Raw genomic sequence first — 17,878 nt, 5'->3', positions numbered from 1 at the left:
GGGGAAGCTTGATGAAAAGAAGTACTGTTCTCGGTGGCCTGGCCGCGACCGCGCTGACGGTTTCCGCGGCCCTGGCCGTGACGTCGCCGGCCGAGGCCGCGTGGGTCTGCAAGCAGGGCTACGTCTGCATCTACGAGAACCTGAACCTCACCGGCAGTGTCGCCGTCCTGCCGGAGCTCAGCCCGGCCAGCGGGAAGTACACCGGCTCGGCTCGGGATTTCCGGGACTACACGTACACCAACGGGAACAACCTGAACGACTCGGCCGACTCGGCGATCAACCTGACCGGTAAGACCATCTACTTCTACGAGCACGGCGACTTCAACAAGTACAAGGCCGGCCGGCTCACCAGCATTCTCCCCGGCCAGGCGTGGAACTTCGGCTACTTCGAGGGCGAACTCCAGGACAACCGGGCGTCGTCCGCGAAGTTCTGATTCATTGCGTTGAAGGCCGGCTCACCAATTGGTGAGCCGGCCTTCGGCTTATTTGGTCGGCGGCAGGGTGAAGTCCTCGGTCGGTGCGGTGTCCGCGGCACCCTCGGTGCTCGCATGGAAGCCCATGCCGCGGGCGGCGAACACCTGCCAGATCCGGTCCTGACCGTGGCCGTGGTTCACCACCCGGTCGGCCAGCAGGATCGCGTTGCGCATGTCCAGGTACGACGGGTCGGCCGGGGCCAGCTCCATCGCCCGGGTCACCAGCGAGCGCGCCTGCCAGCTGCCGATCGTCTTGCGCAGGTCCCAGAGCGTCTGCGCCCAGATCTCGCCGTCGGCGTGGATCTCCGGGCCACCGGACGAGCGGATCTTGCCGTAGTCGCCGTAGGTGTAGCCGCCCACCCCGGCGGCGGGGGTGCCCGCGCAGACCGGCTCGGTGCTGGCCACCGGGCAGTCGATCGGCTCGCTGCGCACCGAGCGCCCGGCCAGGATGTAGTCGCCCTCGCGGACGTCGCCGTCGACGGTGTCGTCCTGCTCGAACTTCTTGTCGACCAGGTAGTCCAGGCCGTACCAGTCGCCCCAGGCCTCGCCCATCGCCCGAGCCTGGGCGCTGATCAGCGCGCTGTTGCCGGCGGCGTCGACGACCAGCCGCTCGGAAAGCCCGTGGGTGTACTCGTGGAAGACGATGTCGGCGGCGTCACCGGAGTTGCCGGCCAGCACCGACGCGGACCGCTGGAACAGGTACATCTGCATGCGCGGCGCGATGCCGTCCGGGGCCGTCGTCATGTTGGCGTTGTTGTCGTGGTCGGCGTCGGGCAGGCCGTCCGCCGTGTTCGCGCCGTCCATCGACTGGCCGACGACCGCGTCACCGTCGACCGCCTCGAAGTTGCCGGCCCGGCGGGTGAATCCGATCGGGGCGGCGTTCAGGTGGTCGTGCCAGGTGTTCAGGTAGTAGTAGAGCTGGGTGGCGTTCTGGGCCCGGTTGACCTGCCAGGAGTTCGGCACCGCCGGATTCCACGAACACTGCCGCTGCGCCGAGCAGGGCGCGCCGACCTGGGCGGTGAAGTCGACGAACGGGAAGTCGAAGCTGCCCCGGCCGCTCGGCCGGACCTCCTCGGACTCCTGCGCCACGTCGTCGTCGTTGACGTCGGAGTAGACGTGCGCGGCGTTGCCGGTCAGGGCCGGCCCGGTCACCGGCAGCCGCACGGTGTGCTGGGTGCCGCCGGCTGGCGCGCCCGGGTAGTTCTCCCAGGTCTGGGCGTGGTCGTTGGCGGTGAGGCTCTTGCCGAACAGGACCGTGCCGTCGGCCGCGTCCACCACGCTGAGCTGCCCCTCGTCCATGTCGATCACCTCCCACGCCAGTCGAGTGCCGTAGATGACCTGACGGGTCTGGCCGTCGCCGACCGAGGCGGGCAAGCCGGCCGCCGAAAAGGACGCGATCGAGGCGGGCAGGCCGGCCTGCGGGGAGCCGTCGACCGCGATGATCCGGCCGTCCTGGGCGATGTGCACCTTCACGCCGCTGCCGACGACCTCCACGCCGTCGACGTTCTGGGTGAAGCTCAGGTGGTGCGTGCCCTCGATGTCGAGGTAGTCCTTGCGGAGCCGGAGGCCGGCCAGGCCGGCCGCGCCGGGGCCGAAGACGGTCCGGTGCGCGGCGAGATAGTCGCGGGCGACCTTCTCCGGGGCGGCGCTGCTGGCGGCGGTGAGGAAGCCGTCGAGCGTGGCGATCTGCCGGACCGCGCCGGTCCGGGCGTCGAACGCGACGATGCCCTGCGGATCGGGAGCGGCCTGCGCGGCCGCCGGCAACAGGGCGGACAGCAACGCGGCGGCCGCGGTTGCGGCAACCAGCTGCCGTACGTGGATGGTTTTCATGAGCTGGACGGTAGGGATCCGGAGTGGACAAATACCGTACTCAGAAGTTGATCGGGTGCGATGGACGTACCATGGGCCCGTTGATCTTGAAGTTGATCTGGAAGTTGATCTGAGGAGTGTGCCGGCATCGCCACCTCCCTGTGGATTCTCGGTCCGCTGCGGATCTGGCAGGACGGCGTCGAGATTCCCATCCCGCCGCGGCATCAGGCGCACCTGCTCGCGCTGCTGCTGGCCCGGCCGGGCCGGGCGACGAGCATCGCCGAACTCGTCGACCTGATCTGGCAGCACGACCCGCCGGTGACCGCGGTGAACGCCCTGCAGCGGTACGTCGGTGCGCTGCGCCGGGTTCTGCAGCCGGGGCTTCCGGCGCGGGCGGCGGGTTCCTACCTGATCCGCAAGGGCAGCGGCTATCTGATCGAGGCCGGGCCCGAGGTCCTGGACCTGGCCGCCTTCCGCGAGCTGGTCGGCACCGCCGCGGCGGCCCTGGCCGGCGGCGAACCGGATGCGGCCCTCGACGCGTACGCGCGGGGCCTGAACCTGTGGCACGGCCCGGCCGGCGACGGGCTCCGGAGCGATACGGCGGTGGCCGCCATCTTCGCGGCGCTGGACCGCGAGTTCCTGGACGCCTGCGTGGCGGCGGCGGAGATCGCGGGTGCCCTGGGCCGCCCGGAGCCGGTGCTGCCGGCCCTGCGGCTGGCGGCGGCGATGGCGCCGTTGCACGAGCCGGTGCACGCCGGCCTGATCGCGACGCTGGGGGCGTCGGGGCAGCAGTCCGAGGCGCTGTCGGTCTTCCACGCGGTACGCCGGCGGCTGGTCGAGGAGCTCGGCGTCGAGCCCGGCCCCGCGATCCGGCGGGCGCACCGGCAGGTGCTGGCCTCCCCAGCACCGGAGCCGGCACCGGGCGCGCACGCGGCCGGTGTCTTCGTCGGCCGGGCCGCCGAGCTGGCGATGCTGCGCCGGACGGTCGAATCCGCCCCTGGGCTCGTCCTGGTCGAGGGAGAGCCGGGCAGCGGAAAGACCCGGCTGCTGGAGGAGATGGCCTCGGCGGCCGGGCAACGTGGTGTCCGCACGGTCTGGGGCCGTTGCCTCGACGGTGCCGGGACGCCGTCGATGTGGCCCTGGACGCAGGCCCTGCCGGTCCTCGTCGACGATCTGCCCGCAGGCGAGCTGCGCCGTCTCGTCGCGTCCTACGACGATGACCCCGCGCCGCCCGACCAGGGCCGTCGGTCCCGGCTGTTCGACCAGGTCGTCGCGGTATTCGCGGCGGCCGGCCCGGTCCTGCTGATCCTGGACGACCTGCAGTGGGCGGACGTCGCGTCGCTGGAGTTGTTCACCCACCTCGCGACCCGGCTGCCCGGCCGGACCGTGCTGGTCGGCGCGTTCCGGGACCGGGCCCCGGTGCCCGGATCCGACCTTCGGCGGGCGCTCGCGTCGATCGAGCGGGTGCCCGGTCGCCGCCGCATCCGGCTCGGGCCGCTGACCCCGGCCGAGGTGACCGATCTGCTCCGCGCGGAGACCGGCGAGGAGCCCGGTGCGGCCGTGGTGCGGGGCATTCACGCCCGTACAGCCGGAAATCCGTTCTTCGTCCGGGAGCTGGCCCGTTTCCCGGCCGTGAGCGGGTCGGCGGAGGTTCCCGCGTCGGTGCGGGATGTCGTCCGGGACCGGATGGACGGGCTCGACGACCAGGCCCGGGAGCTGCTGCAGGTCGCCGCGTTCATCGGCCGCGACGTCGATCCGGCCCTGCTCGCCGGGGTGCTCGGCGTCGACGTGCCGGTCGAACCACTGACGGCCCGTGGGCTGCTCGACCTTGCCGGCGATACGCTGCGTTTCCCGCACGACCTGGTCCGGGAGGCGATCGCCGGTACCACGCCGTCGCCGGGCGCGAACCACCTGCATCTGCGGATCGCGGATGCCCTGGAGCGGACCGGCCCGGGCAGCGCGGCAGCGGAACGTCTTGCGCATCACCTCTGGTCGGCCGGTCCGCTGGCCGATCCGGCCCGGACCGCCGCTGCTCTGTTGCGGGCGGCCGATCAGGCCGCGGCCAAGTCCGCGCTGGAGGCCGCCGCGCGGCACCTCAATTCGGCCGCGCGGGTGGCCCGCACGGCCGGCCTCGCCGAGGTGGAGCTGGCCGCGTTGACCAGGCTCACCGCGGTGGCCGGGATGAGCGCGGGCTACCACTCCTCGGCGCCCGAGATGCTGCGCCGGGCCGAGCACCTCGCCCGCGTGCTGGGCCGCGAGCGGGAGGCCACCGACCTGCTCTTCTCCCGCCGGGCGGCCCATTCGCAGGCCGTCGAACTCCAGGTGAGCGGCCGGTTGGCCGGCCAGCTGTTCGAGCAGGGCAACGCGTCCGCCGACCCGGTCGTGCGCGCCTACGGGCTGCACGCCTGGGGCATCCACCAGTGGGACCTCGGCAACGTGGGCGAGGCCGTCCGGCACCTCAACCAGATGAGCCGGGTCATCCGGGACGACCGGGGTGCCGAGCCGCTGCGGTACGACCTGCGGCTGATGTCGGCCGGGATGCTGGCCGAGACGACCGCGCTGCACGGTGACCTGCCGACGGCGCGGGCGATGCTCGACGCCCTGGCGGCCGAGGCCGGCGACGACCCGTACGCGATCACCGTGGCCGCCAGCTTCGCTGCCCGGACCGCCGCGATGGCCGGCGATCGGTCGTGGGCCCGGGCCGCCGCCGAGCGGGGGATCGCGGCCGATCCGGGGTTCTCGTACACCTTCTTCGGAACCTATCTGCGGCTTGCGAGATGCTGGGCCTCGGCCGATGCCGCTGCCGCGGCCTCCGCTGCGAAGATCATCAGCGAGCGACTGCTGGACCCGCCCCGGTCGAACCTGCACACCTGGTACGGGCTGCTCGCCGAGATGTGGCTGACGGCCGGCCGGCTCGACGAGGCCACCGCGGCCCTCGACCGCGCCGAGCACTTCCTCGAGGCGCACGGCCAGCGCTACGCCGAAGGGCTGCTGCTCCTGCTGCGGGCACGTCTGCGGCACGCCCGGGGCGAGCCCGCCGCGACGGTCCGGGCGGCCGCCGAGCGGGCCCGGGCGCTGTCCGCCGAGCGGGAGGCCCACCTGTTCGCCCGGCGGGCCACCGAGTTCCTGGCCACGATCAAGTAGTTCTCCACTCGACGCTGCGACCATCCACCCATGCATGAACCGGGGCCGGGGTCGGTCGCACTGGTCGGGCGGGTCGAGGAGCTGGCCGCGCTGCGGCAGGTGATCGAGTCGGGCCTGGCCGGCGGCACCGGGCTCGCGGTGGTCGAGGGCGAACCGGGGGTGGGCAAGACCCGGCTGGTGGAGGAGGCGGTCGCCGAGGCCGGCCGGCGCGGCGCGCACGTCGTGCGGGGCGACTGCTTCGCGGGCGGCGGCACCCCGTCGATGTGGCCCTGGGTGCGGGTGATCGGCGCGATCCTGGACAGCCTGCCCGAGCCGGCCCGGGAGCGGTGGCTCGCCGGGGAGCTGGGCCGGCTGGTGGAGGCCCGCGGCGACGGTCTCGCCGGGCCGATGATGCCGGCCGACGACAGCCAGTTCCGGCTGTTCGAACGGGTCGCCGGGGTGGTCGGCGAGGCGTCGGCGCAGCGGCCGCGGGTGCTGGTGATCGACGACCTGCAGTGGGCCGACCTGGCCTCGCTGCACCTGTTCGCGCACCTGGTGACCCGGCTGCCGGGCGGCACCGTGCTGATCGGCACGCTGCGCACGGTCGCGCCGGTGCCCGGATCGGAGGTGACCCGGCTGCTGGCCACCGCGAGCCGGGTGCCGGGACTGTGCCGGCTCCGGCTCGGACCGCTCAACCCGGACGAGGTGGCCGAGCTGGTCCGGCGGGAGACCGGCCAGGATCCCGGCCATGATGCTGCCCGGAGCATTCACGCGCGTACGGCCGGCAATCCGTTCTTCGTCCGGGAACTGTCCCGGTTGTTCGCCGACACCGGTGTCCTCACCCGGGTGCCCACCACCGTCCGGGACGTCGTGCGCGATCGGATGGCCGGCCTCGACGATGATGCTCGGGGGCTGCTGCAGATCGCGGCGCTGATCGGCCGCGACATCGAGCTCAGCCTCCTCGCCCGGGTCGCCGGCCTGGACCTGGAGACCTGTCTGCACCGGCTCGAACCGGTGGAGGCGCTCGGCCTGCTGGGACCGGCGCCGGGCAACCCGTTCGCGGTCCGGTTCGCCCACGACCTGGTCCGCGAGTCGGTCATCGGCTCGACGCCCCGGCCCCAGGTCCCCGAGCTGCACCTGCGGATCGCGGACGCCCTCGACCAGGCCGGGCCGGGCGACGACTCGACCGCCGAGCGGCTCGCCCATCACCTGTGGGCGGCCGGCCCGCTGGCCGACCCGGTCCGGACCGCCACCGCGCTGATCCACGCCGGGCGCCGCGCCGCCGCCAAATCCGCGGTGCAGGCCGCCGAACGACACCTGCGGTCGGCGGCCGGGATCGCCCGCACCGCCGGCCGGCCTGAGCTGGAGCTGACCGCTCTGGCGCTCACCGCGGCGGTCGGCATGCAGTCGCGCTACGGTGCCGCCACCCGCGACGTGCTGGAACGGGCCGAGCAGCTGGCCCACGGCCTCGGCCTCGAACGCGAGGCCACCGGCTTCCTGTTCTCCCGCTGGCTGGTGCACGCCACGCTGATCGAACTGGATCGCAGCGGGCAGGTGGCCCGCCGCCTGCTCGACCAGGGCCAGATCTCCGAGGATCCGACGGTACGCACGTACGGCCTGCGCGCCTGGGGGCTGCATCAGTGGCACGTCGGCAACATCGGCGAGTCGTTCCGCTACCTCACCCGGTCGAGTCAGCTGATGCACGCCGCTCGTGACGAGGACCCGGTCCGGCACGACGTCGAGCTGCTGATGGACGGCATGCTCGCCGAGACGACCGCGCTGCACGGCCGGGTCGGCGAGGCGCGAGCGATGTTCGACCGGGCCGAGGCGGCCGCCGACGACCCGTACGCGATCACGGTGTGGTCCTCGCTGTCCGCCCGCACCGCCGCGATCGCCGGCGACCCGGCCTGGGCGCTGCGGGTGGCCGAACGCGGGATCGCCACCGACCCCGACTTCTCGTTCGTCTTCCTCGGCAACTACCAGCGGCTGGCCCGGTGCTGGGCGCGGGCGGTCACCGGCCGCGATCCCGCCGCAGCGGTGGCCGAGGCGCGGCGGCTGATCGACGCGAACCTGCTGGACCCGGTCCGCACCTGCGTCGCCACCTGGCACGGGTTGCTGGCCGAGATGCAGATGGCGGCCGGCCGGCTCGAGGACGCGAGCGTGTCCCTGGAGCGGGCCGGCCATTTCCTCGACGCCTACCGGCAGCGCTACGCGGAGGGCCTGATTCTGCTGCTGCGGGCGCGGTTGCTGCAGGCCCGGGGTGAGCCCGCCGAGGTCGTGCGGGCCGCCGCCGAGCGGGCCCGGGCGCTGTCGGCCGAGCGGGAGGCGCACCTGTTCGCGGACCGGGCCGAGGAGTTCCTGGCCGGCTTACCGTAAGGTTCGTGGCATGGGCATGGGGAACAGCTCCCCGCGCCTCGCGATCCTGGGCCCGTTGCAGATCTGGCGCGACGGCGCCGAGATCGACCCCGGGCCTCGTCAGCAGGCGTTCCTGCTGAGCGTGTTGCTGGCCCGGGCCGGTCAGCCGATCAGTGTGAGCGAGCTGATCGACCTCATCTGGGGCGAGGCCGCCCCGGCCACCGCCGGGAACGTCATCCAGAAGCACATCAGCGTCCTGCGCCGGCTCCTCGAACCGCGGCTGCCGGCCCGGGCCGCCGGTTCGTACCTTCGGCTGCACGGCAACGGCTACCGGTTCGTCGCCGACCGGGACGTGCTGGACCTCATCGCGTTCCGGGAGCTGGTGGCGGCCGGTCACCTCGACTCCTATGTGGAAGCCCTGCAGCTGTGGCGCGGCCCGGCCGGCGACGGTTCCCCCATCTTCGCCGCCCTCGACCAGGAGTTCTTCACCGCCTGCACGGCGGCGACCGAGCTCGCGATCGGGCAGGGCCAGGCGCATCGGATACTGGGCCCGCTGCGGCTGGCGGCCTCGATGGCACCGTTGCACGAACCGGTGCAGGCGGCCCTGATCTCCGCGCTCAGCGCCGCCGGGCAGCAGGCCGAGGCGCTGGCGCTGGCCGACGCGGTGCAGGCCCGGCTGGTCGGTGAACTCGGGATCGATCCCGGCCCCGCCCTGCAAGCGGCGCGCCAGAATCTGCTCGGCCCGGCCGGTGGCTTAGTAGGCCGGACCGAGGAACTGGCCGTGCTGCGCCGGGGGATCGACTGGGCCTTCGCCGGCGGCACCGGGCTGGTCGTGGTGGAGGGCGAGCCCGGGGTCGGCAAGACCCGCCTGCTGGAGGAGGCCGCCGCCGAGGCGGCGGGCCGCGGTGCGCTGGTGGTCTGGGGGCACTGCCTGGAGGGCGAGGGCACCCCCTCGATGTGGCCGTGGGTGGAGGCGGTCGGCGCGATCCTGGCCGGCCTGCCGGGTGACACCCAGGGGGAGTGGCTGGCCGGGGAGCTCGGCCGCCTGGTCGCGCGGGGCGATGCCGCTCTCGACGCGCCGCTGCGACCGGACACCGGCGCCCAGTTCCGGCTGTTCGAGCGGATGGTCGAGCTCGTCGCCCGAGCCGCCTCGCCGCGCCGGCTGGTGCTTGTCGTCGACGACCTCCAATGGGCCGACCTCGCCTCGTTGCAGCTGTTCGGTCACCTCGCGGCCCGGCTGCCCGCCGGGGTCACGCTGGTGGGCGCCCTGCGGTCACACGCACCGCTGCCCGGCGCCGACCTCACCCGCACTCTGGCCGGCGCCAGCCGCCTGGCCGGGCACCGCCGCCTGCTGCTCGGCCCGCTCGGCACCGACGAGGTCACCGAGCTGGTCCGCCGGGAGATCGGCCGGACGCCGCCCGCCGACGCCACCCGCAGCATCCACGCCCGTACCGGTGGCAATCCGTTCTTCGTCCGGGAGCTGTCCCGCCTGTTCGCCGACACCGGGGCTCTCACCCGGGTGCCCACCACCGTCCGGGACGTCGTGCACGATCGGATGACCGGCCTCGACGACACCACCCGTGACCTGCTGCGGGTCGCGGCCCTGGTCGGGCGGGAGGTCGAGGTGAGCCTGCTCGCCCAGGTCGCCGAGGTGGACGTCCCGGCCTGCCTGCACCGCCTGGAACCGGCCGAGGCGCTCGGGCTGCTCGGCCCGGCGCCCGGCAATCCGTTCTCGCTGCGTTTCGCGCACGACCTGATCCGCGAGTCGATCGCCCGGAGCACGCCGCCGGGCTGGGCGCCGCGGATGCACCTGCGGGTCGCGGACGCCCTCGAGCGCACCGACCTCGAGGGCGAGTCGGTGGCCGAGCGGCTCGCCCACCACCTGTGGGCGGCCGGCCCGCTGGCCGACCCCGCCCGCACCGCGGCCGCGCTGCTGCGCGCGGGCCGCCGGGCGGCGGTCAAGGCGGCCTTCGACGTCGCCGAACGGCATCTGCGGTCCGCGGTCCAGGTCGCCCGTACGGCCGGTCTGGCCGAGCCGGAACTGGCGGCCCTCTCGCAGCTCACCATGGTCCTCGGGATGCAGGCCGGGTACGTCGGTGCCCCGCCCGACATCCTGGAACGCTCCGAGGAACTGGCCCGTGGCCTCGGCCGGGAACTGGAGGCCACCAGCTTCCTGTTCACCCGCTGGACCGGTTACTCCCAGGGCCTGCGGATCGAGCTCAGCGGGCGGCTGGCCGGGCGGCTGCGCCAGCAGGGCGAACAGTCCGCCGACCCGGTCGTGCGGGCGTACGGCTGGCTCGCCTGGGGGATCCACCAGTGGGAGATCGGCGACATCGGGGAAGCGCTGCGCTACCTGACCCGGTCGGTCCGCACGACCCCGGCGGGCTCGGCCCGGCGCACCGATGCCCCGCTCCTGCGCGATCTCGGGCTGCTCTCGGCCGGGATGCTGGGGCTGGTGACCACGCTGCACGGGGACGTCCCGGCCGCCCGGGAGCTGTTCGACACGATGGAGGCCGACGCCGGCGACGACCCGTACGCGATCACCTTCTGGGCCACGTTCGCCGCCATCTCGGCCACGCTGGCCGGTGAATCCGGATGGGCGCTGTCCGCCGCGGACCGGGGCATCGCGGTCGATCCCGATCTCACCTTCGAGTTCCTCGGGACGTACCAGCGGCTGGCCCGGCTCTGGGCGCTGGCCCTGACCGGGCACGACCCGGACGGCGCCGCGGCCGAACTCGAGCGGATCATCGAGGCGCGGCTGCTCGACCCGCCCCGATCCTCCATCGTGACCTGGTACGGCGCGCTCGCCGAGATGCGCCTCGCGGCCGGGCGGCCGGCCGAGGCCGAGGCCGCTCTGGAGCGGGCCGAACAGGCGCTCGACCAGTATGGGCAGCGTTACTCCGAAGGGCTGATCCGGCTGCTGCGGGCCCGGCTCGACCCCGGCGGTGCCGCCCTTTCGGCCGACCGCGGGGCCTACCTCTTCGTCCAGCGAGCCGCGGCCGGCTGATCGGTCAGCGGCCGGTCAGTCCGGTTCCACAAGGTCGTGGCTGAATGCGCGGATGGGGACCACGGCGTTGCGTCTACAGGTCATGGGCCCGCTGCGGCTCTGGCGAGGCGACCTCGAACTGGACCCCGGCGCCCGCCAGCAGCGCTGTCTGCTCGCTGTCCTGCTGGTCCGGGAGGGCAACCCGACCAGCATGGCCGACCTGATCGACCTGGTCTGGGGGCCCGGCGCGCCGGCCACCGCGGCGAACGTCATCCACAAGTACGTCGGCGCCCTGCGCCGGCTCCTCGAGCCCGAACTGCCGCCCCGCGCCCAGGGGTCGTACCTGCTGCGGCACGGCGGCGGCTACCGGTTCGTGGCCGGCTCGGCCACGCTCGACCTGCGGGAATTCCGGCGGCTCGTGGCCGGCGCCGACCGGTCGGACGAGGCGCTCGACCGGTACGCCGATGCGCTCCGGCTCGGCCAGGGACCGGCGGGCGGCGCCCTGGCCGACAGCGGGACGGCCGCGTCCACCTTCGCGGGCGTCGACCAGGAGTTCTTCGACGCGGTCGTGGCCGGCGCGGCGCTGGCGGTCAGCCAGGGCCGGCCGGCCGCGGTGCTGGGGCCGCTGCGGCTCGCGGCCGGGATGAACGCGTTCCACGAACTCGTCCACGCCGCCCTGGTGCGAGTCCTGGCCGCCGCCGGGCATCAGGCCGAGGCGCTGGCGGTGTACCGGGCGATCCGGGAGCGCCTCGCCGACGAGCTCGGTATCGATCCGGGGCGAGAGCTGCAGGATGCGCAGAAGCAGGTGCTGCGGGTAGGGCGTACGCGTGAGCTGGATCTTTTGTTGGATCTTGTCGCCCGGATGGCGGACCGCGGCCGCACCAGCCCGCTGCTGCCGAACTCGACCGGCAGCTGGTGCTGATCACCAGCCGGCGGCCGCTCATCGGGCTGGCCGCCTCGCACAACGCGCACCTGCTGCCGATCATGCGCACACACAGTGTGTCCGGGACGTTACGCGCTTCTGTTAAAGTGCCGTGATGCCTGAGGGATCGACGTACTTGATCTTCGGAACTGATCTTTCGGGGGACGCTCTTCGATCGTTGCGGCGGTGGATGCTCGACGTCCGGAACCTCAGTGGACCGGTCGATCTGCGCGAGGCCGATCCGCAGCCCGGTGAGATGGGATCGCTGAGCGACGCGCTGGTCGTGGCGGCCGGTTCGGGCGGCGCGATCACCGCGCTGGCCGGTGCGGTGGTCTCGTGGTTGCGGCACCGCACCACCGACCTGACGCTCAAGATCACCGGGGCGGACGGCACCACCATCGAGGTCGACGGCAAGCGGATCCGCGCTGTCGACGCCGATCAGCTCAGCGTCATGATCGGAGATCTCGCGGCCCAGCTCGGCGCCCGGGACTGAGGCTCGGCAGGAGGGTCTTGCTGGACGAGACGGGGGTCTCCAGCCCGGAGGCGGCCAACGGCCGCCGCCGGCATCGGTACCTGTCGCGAGCCGAGGTCCTGCTCTGCGGCACCGGTACGCATAAGCGCGGCTCCCGGCTGGCCAACATCCCGTCCGTCAAGACCACCCTGACCGACCTGGCCGAGGTGCTGACCGAGCGGTGCGGCGCGCGGAAGCCCACCGTGCTGATCGACCCCAAGAACCTGTCCGAGCTCGGTGCCGCGATCACCACGGCCACCCACCGGGCCGACGAGGTGCTGATCGTCTACTACGTCGGGCACGGCATGGTCGATGCGGAGGGGACGCTGCACCTCGCGGCGGCCGAGAGCGACCCGCGGCAGGAATCGATCGGGCACACGACATTGTCGTACGCGACGGTCCGGCGATACGTGCGGGAGAGTCCGGCCGCGCTGAAGATCGTAATCCTCGATTGCTGCTACTCCGGCATCGCGGTGGGCAACCTCGGTTCCGCCGACGACATCGAGCAGCGGACGGGGATCAAAGGAGCGTACGTCCTGACCTCGGCCGGGGACGAGGCGTCGATCGCCCCGCCGGGCGCGCGGCACACCGCCTTCAGCGGTGAGCTGATCAAGCTGCTGGAAAGCGGAGATCCGGCCGGCGGGCCGGAGATCACCCTGGACTCGATGTACGCGTACCTGGACCGGGTCCTGTCGGCGGCGGGATACCCGCAGCCGCGGCGGCGGGTGATCGGCGTCGCCGACCAGTTCGTGCTGGCCGACAATCCGGCGTACCACGGCGAGGGCGAACCGCCGCGCCGGGCGACACTGCGGCCGCCGCGGCGCCGGATCCGGGTGCCGATCGTGCTGTCCACGGTGCTCGCCGGGGCGGTGGCCGCGCCGGTGGTGAGCCACGGCCGGGGCAGTTGGCTGCCGGTCGGGGTCCGCGCCGAGGTGCTCCAGCAATGGTGGGGCGTGCTCCTGCTGGTGGCCACGGCGGCCCTGGTCGCGCTGGTCACCGCCGGTCCGGCCGCGCACTGGATCACCCAGGTCGCGGTCCGGTCCCGGTGGCGTCCGCTGCGCCGGCTCCGGGTTCCGTTCCTCGGGGTGACCGCGTTCGCGTTGACGGCGCTGCTGGGCGGTCTGGCGCTCACCGCCGGCGCGGGCGCCCGGGTGCTGCTGGCGACCTGCCCGACCAGCGCGATCGTCAGCGTCCTGGCGCCGACCGGCAGCCTGGAACCGGCCCGCGAGCTGGCCCAGGCGTACGAACGGGACACCGCGGCCGGCAACTTCGGGTGCCCGGAGTCGCGGCTGCTCGTCTACTCGGCCACCGCGCCGGAGATCAACGCGGCGATGGCCGCGGGGTGGGGCGATGCCGAACACGTACGGATCGGGCCCGCTCCGGATGTGTGGCTGGCGGACTGGTCGGGGGAGGTGCGGCAGGCCACCGCCGACGCGACGAGAGCGGGACGGAACCTGCCGGTCGCCGCGACGAGCACCATCGCGTCCACGCCGGTGGTGCTGGCCGCGGGGGTCGAGATCGGACCGTACGGCGGCACCGCATGGCCGGTGCTGATCGACGACCTGCGCGAACGTGAGTGGTCCGTGGCGATGCCGGACCCGTCCACCTCGGTGGGCGCGCTCGCCCGCATCGCGCTCTATCAGCCCCGCAACAAGGAGAAGGCCGACGTCGTGGCGAAGCGGGCCGAGCGCTTCTTCGACCAGTCGCTCGACCGGGGGAAGTTCACCCTGGACTCGGACGCCACCGCCCTGCTGTGCGCCACCGGCGGCCTGCGCGAGCGGACCGCCTACGTGGTGACCGAGCAGGACGTCGCCCGCTACAACCACGAGTCGGTCTGCGGGCCGCCGGCCCGGCTGAGCGCGGTCTACGCCGCGAACACCCCGGTGTTGGATCGCCAGGCGGTGCAGTTCGACTGGCCGCAGACGAGCGAGCGGCGCACCCGGGCGGCGGCCCGGTTCGCCGCCTGGCTGGCGGAGCCGGCCGGGAAGGCCGCGCTGGTGGCGACCGGCCTCCGGCCGCCCGGGGCGACGCTGAACCCGCAGTACGGCATCCAGCCGGATGTCGATCCGAAGCCGGCGATCGTCTCGGTCGACCTGATGAAGAACGTCCGGGTCACCTACCAGCAGGCACACCGTTACGGGCGGATGCTGATCGCGATCGACGCCTCCGGCTCGATGGGCACCGGCGGGCCCGGCGGATCACTGTGGGGGGTCGCGGCCCGCGACGTGAACCACGCCGCCAAGGGCCTGGGCAGCCGCACCGAACTGGGCGTCTGGGCGTTCCAGGGCACCACCGTCCGCAAGCCGGGCGCCGGTCCGGCCCTGAACCGGATCAAGCCGGGCGGGCCGGCGCCGCTCTACGCCGCGGTGGCGGGCGCGACCAAACAGGTCGGTCCCAGCACCGTCGACCGGGTGACCGCCGTGATCCTGCTGACCGACGGCGAGGACGACAACGCCAGCGCGCTGGACACCGGACAGTTCCGGGCCGCCGTCGAGAACAAAGGAGTACGAGTGTTCGCGATCGCGATGGGCACCACCGGTTGTGCCGCCCCGGTCCTCCGGACGATCACCACCGCCACCGCCGGGAAGTGTCTCGAGGCCGAACGCGGCTCGGTGGCGGAACCGTTGAACACCATCTTCGAGGCGGTGCTGTGAGGATCTGGCCCTGGATCCAGGCCCGGCGCGGGCGGGCCGGCCTGATCGCCGGCGCGGCCGCCGGCCTTGTCGCCGGTCTCGCCATCGCCGTGGTCGTACCGAAACTGGTGGCTGACGACGACGGCCTGGAGCCCGGCGAACTGGTCATCATGAGCAGCGTCGACGAGAGCCAGGACGGGCAGCGGCAACGTCTGCTGGACCAGTGGAACTTCATGCACGGCGACACCAACCACGCGAGCATCAAGCCGGTCAACCGGGACCCGGCGAAGGCGCACGGCGAAATGCTGGACGCCCCGGCCGACGTCGACATTCTCAACCTCGACGTCACCTGGACCACCGAGTTCGCGGCGTCCGGCCGCATCCGCGCCCTGCCCGACGCCGACCTCACCGGCTTCCTCGAGGAGCCGCTGCGCACCTGCAAATACAACGACATTCCGTACGCGTTGCCGTTCAACACCGACGCCGGCCTGCTCTATTACCGCACCTTCAAACGCGACGGAAAGGTCTGGCCCGAGCAGCCGACCACCTGGGACGACGTGGTGAGCGACAGCACCGAGGCGTTCGAGGCGAAGCTGGAACCCAGGATGGAGGCCGGGTACGCCGCCCAGCTCGACCCCAATTCGGAGATCCTCACCGTCACCGCGCTGGAGGCCATCTGGTCGGCCGGCGGCGACGTGGTCGACGACAACGGCAAGGTGGTCATCGACTCGGATGCCGCCGAGCGCGGTCTGCGCCGTCTCTCCGACGGCCTGCAGTCGAGCAGCCACCCGGTGATCCTGCCCGACTCGCGAACCTTCGACGAGAAGAAGAGCATGAACGCGTTCGGCGACGGGCGCGTCCTGGCGATGCGCAACTGGCCGGTCGCCTATCGGGACCTTTCCGCAAAGACCTTTCAGTACGAGGTGACCACCGTCCCCGGCAAGACGAGCGTGCTCGGCGGCCAGAACCTCGCCGTCACCCGCAACAGCGGTGAACCGCGCGCCGCGCAGGCCCTTATCGAGTTCCTCACCGGCGAGCGCAGCCAGCAGATCCTCTTCGAACACGGCGGGCTGGCCGCGACCCGCGAAATCGTCTATCGCGATGAGAACGTCACGACCAAGTTCCCGTACGCGACCACCCTGCTGGAGGCAATCCGGCGAGCCCGGCCGCGGCCGCTCACCCCGCACTACACCGAGTTCAGCGCGGAGTTCCGCAAGGTGGTGACCGAGGCGTGGAGCCACGACGGCGAGATCACCCCGGCGCAGGCCGCCCGGCTCACCGACGCACTGCAGGGCAAGGTCGGCGGCTGATCGGGTCAGGCGATGGAGCCGGCGCGGTGCCGGGGGAGCGGGCCCGGTGCGCCGGGTAGGTGGACGACGAAGCGGCAACCGTTGCCGGTGTTGTCGACGCGTACCTGGCCGCCGTGTGCCTCGACCAGCCCGCGGACGATGGCGAGACCGAGGCCGCCGCCGGCCGTTGCGGTCGGGGCCGGCGCCGGGGTGCGGGCCCGCGATCCGCGGAACGCCACGTCGAACACGCGGGGCAGGTCGTCCTCGGGGATGCCGCCGCAGGTGTCGGTGACGGCGAGCCAGGCGTTCTCGTCGTCGTGGCCGGCCTCGATGTGCACCGAGCCGTCGGGCGGGGTGTAACGCACCGAGTTGACCAGCAGGTTGGTGACCACCCGGGCCAGCTCCGGCTCGCTGGCCAGCACCGTCGGCCAGCCGGATTCGGCGGCCACCAGGCGGATCCGGCGATGGGCGGCCAGCGGCGCGGTGGCGGCGATGGCGTCCGAGACGACGTCGCCCAGCGGCACCTGGGCGAGGGCGAGATGCAGCGCTCCCGCGTTGATCCGGGACAGCTCGAACAGGTCGTCGACCAGCCGGGTCATCCGGTCGGTCTCGACCCGGATCCGGTGGTGGTAATCGGCGACGGCCGCCCGGTCCGCCACCACCTCGTCCTCCAGGGCCTCCGCCATGGCGCGCAGTCCGGCCAGCGGCGTCCGCAGGTCGTGCGACACCCAGGCCACCAGCTCGCGGCGCCCCGCCTCCAGCCGGCGCTCCCGGTCGCGGGCCTGCGCCGACCACACCGCCGCCGCGGCCAGGCGCCGGCCGAAGGTGACGCCGACGGCCAGGCTGACCGCCGCCGAGGCGGTCACGGTGAGCAGTACGACCTGCAGGTCGTGCGCGGACAGGAACATCGCCGTGGCCACCGTGACGACCCCGGCCACCACAGCGGCGACGGTGACCACGAGCAGCACGCAGACGTGCACGGTGATCGACCGGCCGGCCAGGCGGCGCAGCACCAGCATCCCGGCCGCCCCCACCGCACCACCGGAGAGCAGCGCGTACAGGGCGATGAGCAGCAGGTCAGTCATGCGCACGCTCGTAGCGGTAGCCGACGCCCCAGGCGGTCAGGATGCGCCGCGGTTCCGCCGGATCCGCCTCGATCTTCTCGCGCAGCCGGCGGACGTGCACGGTGACGGTCGACTGGTCGCCGAACTGCCAGCCCCACACCTGTTCCAGCAGTTCGGCCCGGGACCAGGCCCGGGCCGGGTTCCGCAGCAGGAAGACCAGCAGGTCGAACTCGCGGACGGTCAACGCCAGCGGCCGGTCGCCGAGCCGGGCGATCCGCCGGCCGGTGTCGGCGGTGAGGTCACCGTCGACCAGCAGGGCCGGCTCGGCCGCGGGGGTGCTGCGGCGCAGCACCGAGCGGACCCGCAGGACCAGCTCCCGGGGCGAGAACGGCTTGGTGACGTAGTCGTCGGCGCCGACCTCCAGACCCACCACCCGGTCGGCCTCCTCGCCCAGCGCGGTGAGCATCACCACCGGCAGGTCGGGCCGGCGATGCCGCAGCCGGCGGCAGACCTCGAGGCCGTCCAGGCCGGGCATCATCAGATCGAGAACGACCAGGTCAGGCTGGTCCTCCTCGACGGCCGCGAGGGCGGCGAGGCCGTCGGCGGCGAGCCGCACGCGGCAGCCGTCCTGTTCGAGGTACCGCCGGACGACGTCGCTGACGGTCGGGTCGTCGTCGACGACGAGAACATGGGCCACGTCCCGACGCTACCGA

At 73.1% G+C, this 17,878-nt stretch carries 11 protein-coding genes; 8 read left to right on the top strand and 3 right to left on the bottom strand.

The features are described 5' to 3' along the window. Window positions 1–11 precede the first annotated feature (11 nt). Window positions 12–434 (top strand): peptidase inhibitor family I36 protein, encoded by a 423-nt coding sequence (locus Ate02nite_RS31355; RefSeq protein ID WP_203811458.1) that lies wholly within the window; start codon window positions 12–14, stop codon window positions 432–434. A 48-nt stretch (window positions 435–482) separates the two neighbouring features. On the opposite strand, the gene Ate02nite_RS31350 is transcribed toward Ate02nite_RS31355, so the two are convergent. Continuing rightward, window positions 483–2,303, bottom strand: coding sequence for a M36 family metallopeptidase (locus tag Ate02nite_RS31350; protein ID WP_203811457.1), 1,821 nt, complete (start codon window positions 2,301–2,303; stop codon window positions 483–485). Window positions 2,304–2,429: 126 nt separating this feature from the next. Here Ate02nite_RS31350 and Ate02nite_RS31345 point away from each other — a divergent pair, with 126 nt between their 5' ends. The 7 genes from Ate02nite_RS31345 (at window position 2,430) to Ate02nite_RS31315 (ending at window position 16,122) form a co-directional block, all read left to right on the top strand. Further along, window positions 2,430–5,426, top strand: coding sequence for an ATP-binding protein (locus Ate02nite_RS31345; RefSeq protein ID WP_203811658.1), 2,997 nt, complete (start codon window positions 2,430–2,432; stop codon window positions 5,424–5,426). A 30-nt stretch (window positions 5,427–5,456) separates the two neighbouring features. Beyond that, window positions 5,457–7,781, top strand: coding sequence for an ATP-binding protein (locus Ate02nite_RS31340; protein ID WP_203811456.1), 2,325 nt, complete (start codon window positions 5,457–5,459; stop codon window positions 7,779–7,781). Window positions 7,782–7,791: 10 nt separating this feature from the next. Beyond that, window positions 7,792–10,767, top strand: a complete 2,976-nt coding sequence (locus Ate02nite_RS31335) for an ATP-binding protein (RefSeq protein ID WP_239147829.1) — start codon at window positions 7,792–7,794, stop codon at window positions 10,765–10,767. A gap of 52 nt (window positions 10,768–10,819) precedes the next feature. Then, window positions 10,820–11,668 (top strand): AfsR/SARP family transcriptional regulator, encoded by an 849-nt coding sequence (locus Ate02nite_RS31330; RefSeq protein WP_203811455.1) that lies wholly within the window; start codon window positions 10,820–10,822, stop codon window positions 11,666–11,668. A gap of 115 nt (window positions 11,669–11,783) precedes the next feature. Continuing rightward, entirely contained in the window at window positions 11,784–12,161 is a 378-nt protein-coding gene (locus Ate02nite_RS31325) for an effector-associated constant component EACC1 (protein WP_203811454.1), read from the top strand. A 17-nt stretch (window positions 12,162–12,178) separates the two neighbouring features. Then, a complete protein-coding gene (locus tag Ate02nite_RS31320) occupies window positions 12,179–14,833 on the top strand; it encodes a caspase, EACC1-associated type (RefSeq protein WP_203811453.1) in 2,655 nt (884 codons plus the stop codon). Beyond that, window positions 14,830–16,122, top strand: coding sequence for an extracellular solute-binding protein (locus tag Ate02nite_RS31315; protein WP_203811452.1), 1,293 nt, complete (start codon window positions 14,830–14,832; stop codon window positions 16,120–16,122). The genes Ate02nite_RS31320 and Ate02nite_RS31315 overlap by 4 nt, the downstream gene beginning before the upstream one ends. A 5-nt stretch (window positions 16,123–16,127) precedes the next feature. Here the strand turns inward: Ate02nite_RS31315 and Ate02nite_RS31310 are convergent, their stop codons facing one another. Both Ate02nite_RS31310 and Ate02nite_RS31305 read right to left on the bottom strand, forming a co-directional pair. Beyond that, entirely contained in the window at window positions 16,128–17,186 is a 1,059-nt protein-coding gene (locus Ate02nite_RS31310) for a sensor histidine kinase (protein ID WP_203811451.1), read from the bottom strand. Further along, window positions 17,179–17,862 carry a response regulator transcription factor gene (locus Ate02nite_RS31305; protein ID WP_203811450.1) on the bottom strand — a complete coding sequence of 228 codons (684 nt, stop codon included), beginning with the start codon at window positions 17,860–17,862 and terminating at the stop codon, window positions 17,179–17,181. Before Ate02nite_RS31305 ends, Ate02nite_RS31310 begins: the two co-directional genes overlap by 8 nt. Between the last annotated feature and the right edge of the window lie 16 nt (window positions 17,863–17,878).

The organism is Paractinoplanes tereljensis, assembly GCF_016862435.1.
GTDB lineage: Bacteria > Actinomycetota > Actinomycetes > Mycobacteriales > Micromonosporaceae > Actinoplanes > Actinoplanes tereljensis.
The sequence above is the reverse complement of the archived record's forward strand: the minus strand, read 5'-3'. Positions and strand labels throughout refer to the sequence as shown.

What these genes read in the sequence shown, in the direction of transcription:
- Ate02nite_RS31340 (WP_203811456.1), top strand. Translation starts at nt 5,457, where the DNA reads ATGCATGAACCGGGGCCGGGGTCGGTCGCACTGGTCGGGCGGGTCGAG.
- Ate02nite_RS31355 (WP_203811458.1), top strand. Translation starts at nt 12, where the DNA reads ATGAAAAGAAGTACTGTTCTCGGTGGCCTGGCCGCGACCGCGCTGACG.
- Ate02nite_RS31325 (WP_203811454.1), top strand. Translation starts at nt 11,784, where the DNA reads ATGCCTGAGGGATCGACGTACTTGATCTTCGGAACTGATCTTTCGGGG.
- Ate02nite_RS31330 (WP_203811455.1), top strand. Translation starts at nt 10,820, where the DNA reads ATGGGGACCACGGCGTTGCGTCTACAGGTCATGGGCCCGCTGCGGCTC.
- Ate02nite_RS31350 (WP_203811457.1), bottom strand. Translation starts at nt 2,303, where the DNA reads ATGAAAACCATCCACGTACGGCAGCTGGTTGCCGCAACCGCGGCCGCC.
- Ate02nite_RS31335 (WP_239147829.1), top strand. Translation starts at nt 7,792, where the DNA reads ATGGGCATGGGGAACAGCTCCCCGCGCCTCGCGATCCTGGGCCCGTTG.
- Ate02nite_RS31310 (WP_203811451.1), bottom strand. Translation starts at nt 17,186, where the DNA reads ATGACTGACCTGCTGCTCATCGCCCTGTACGCGCTGCTCTCCGGTGGT.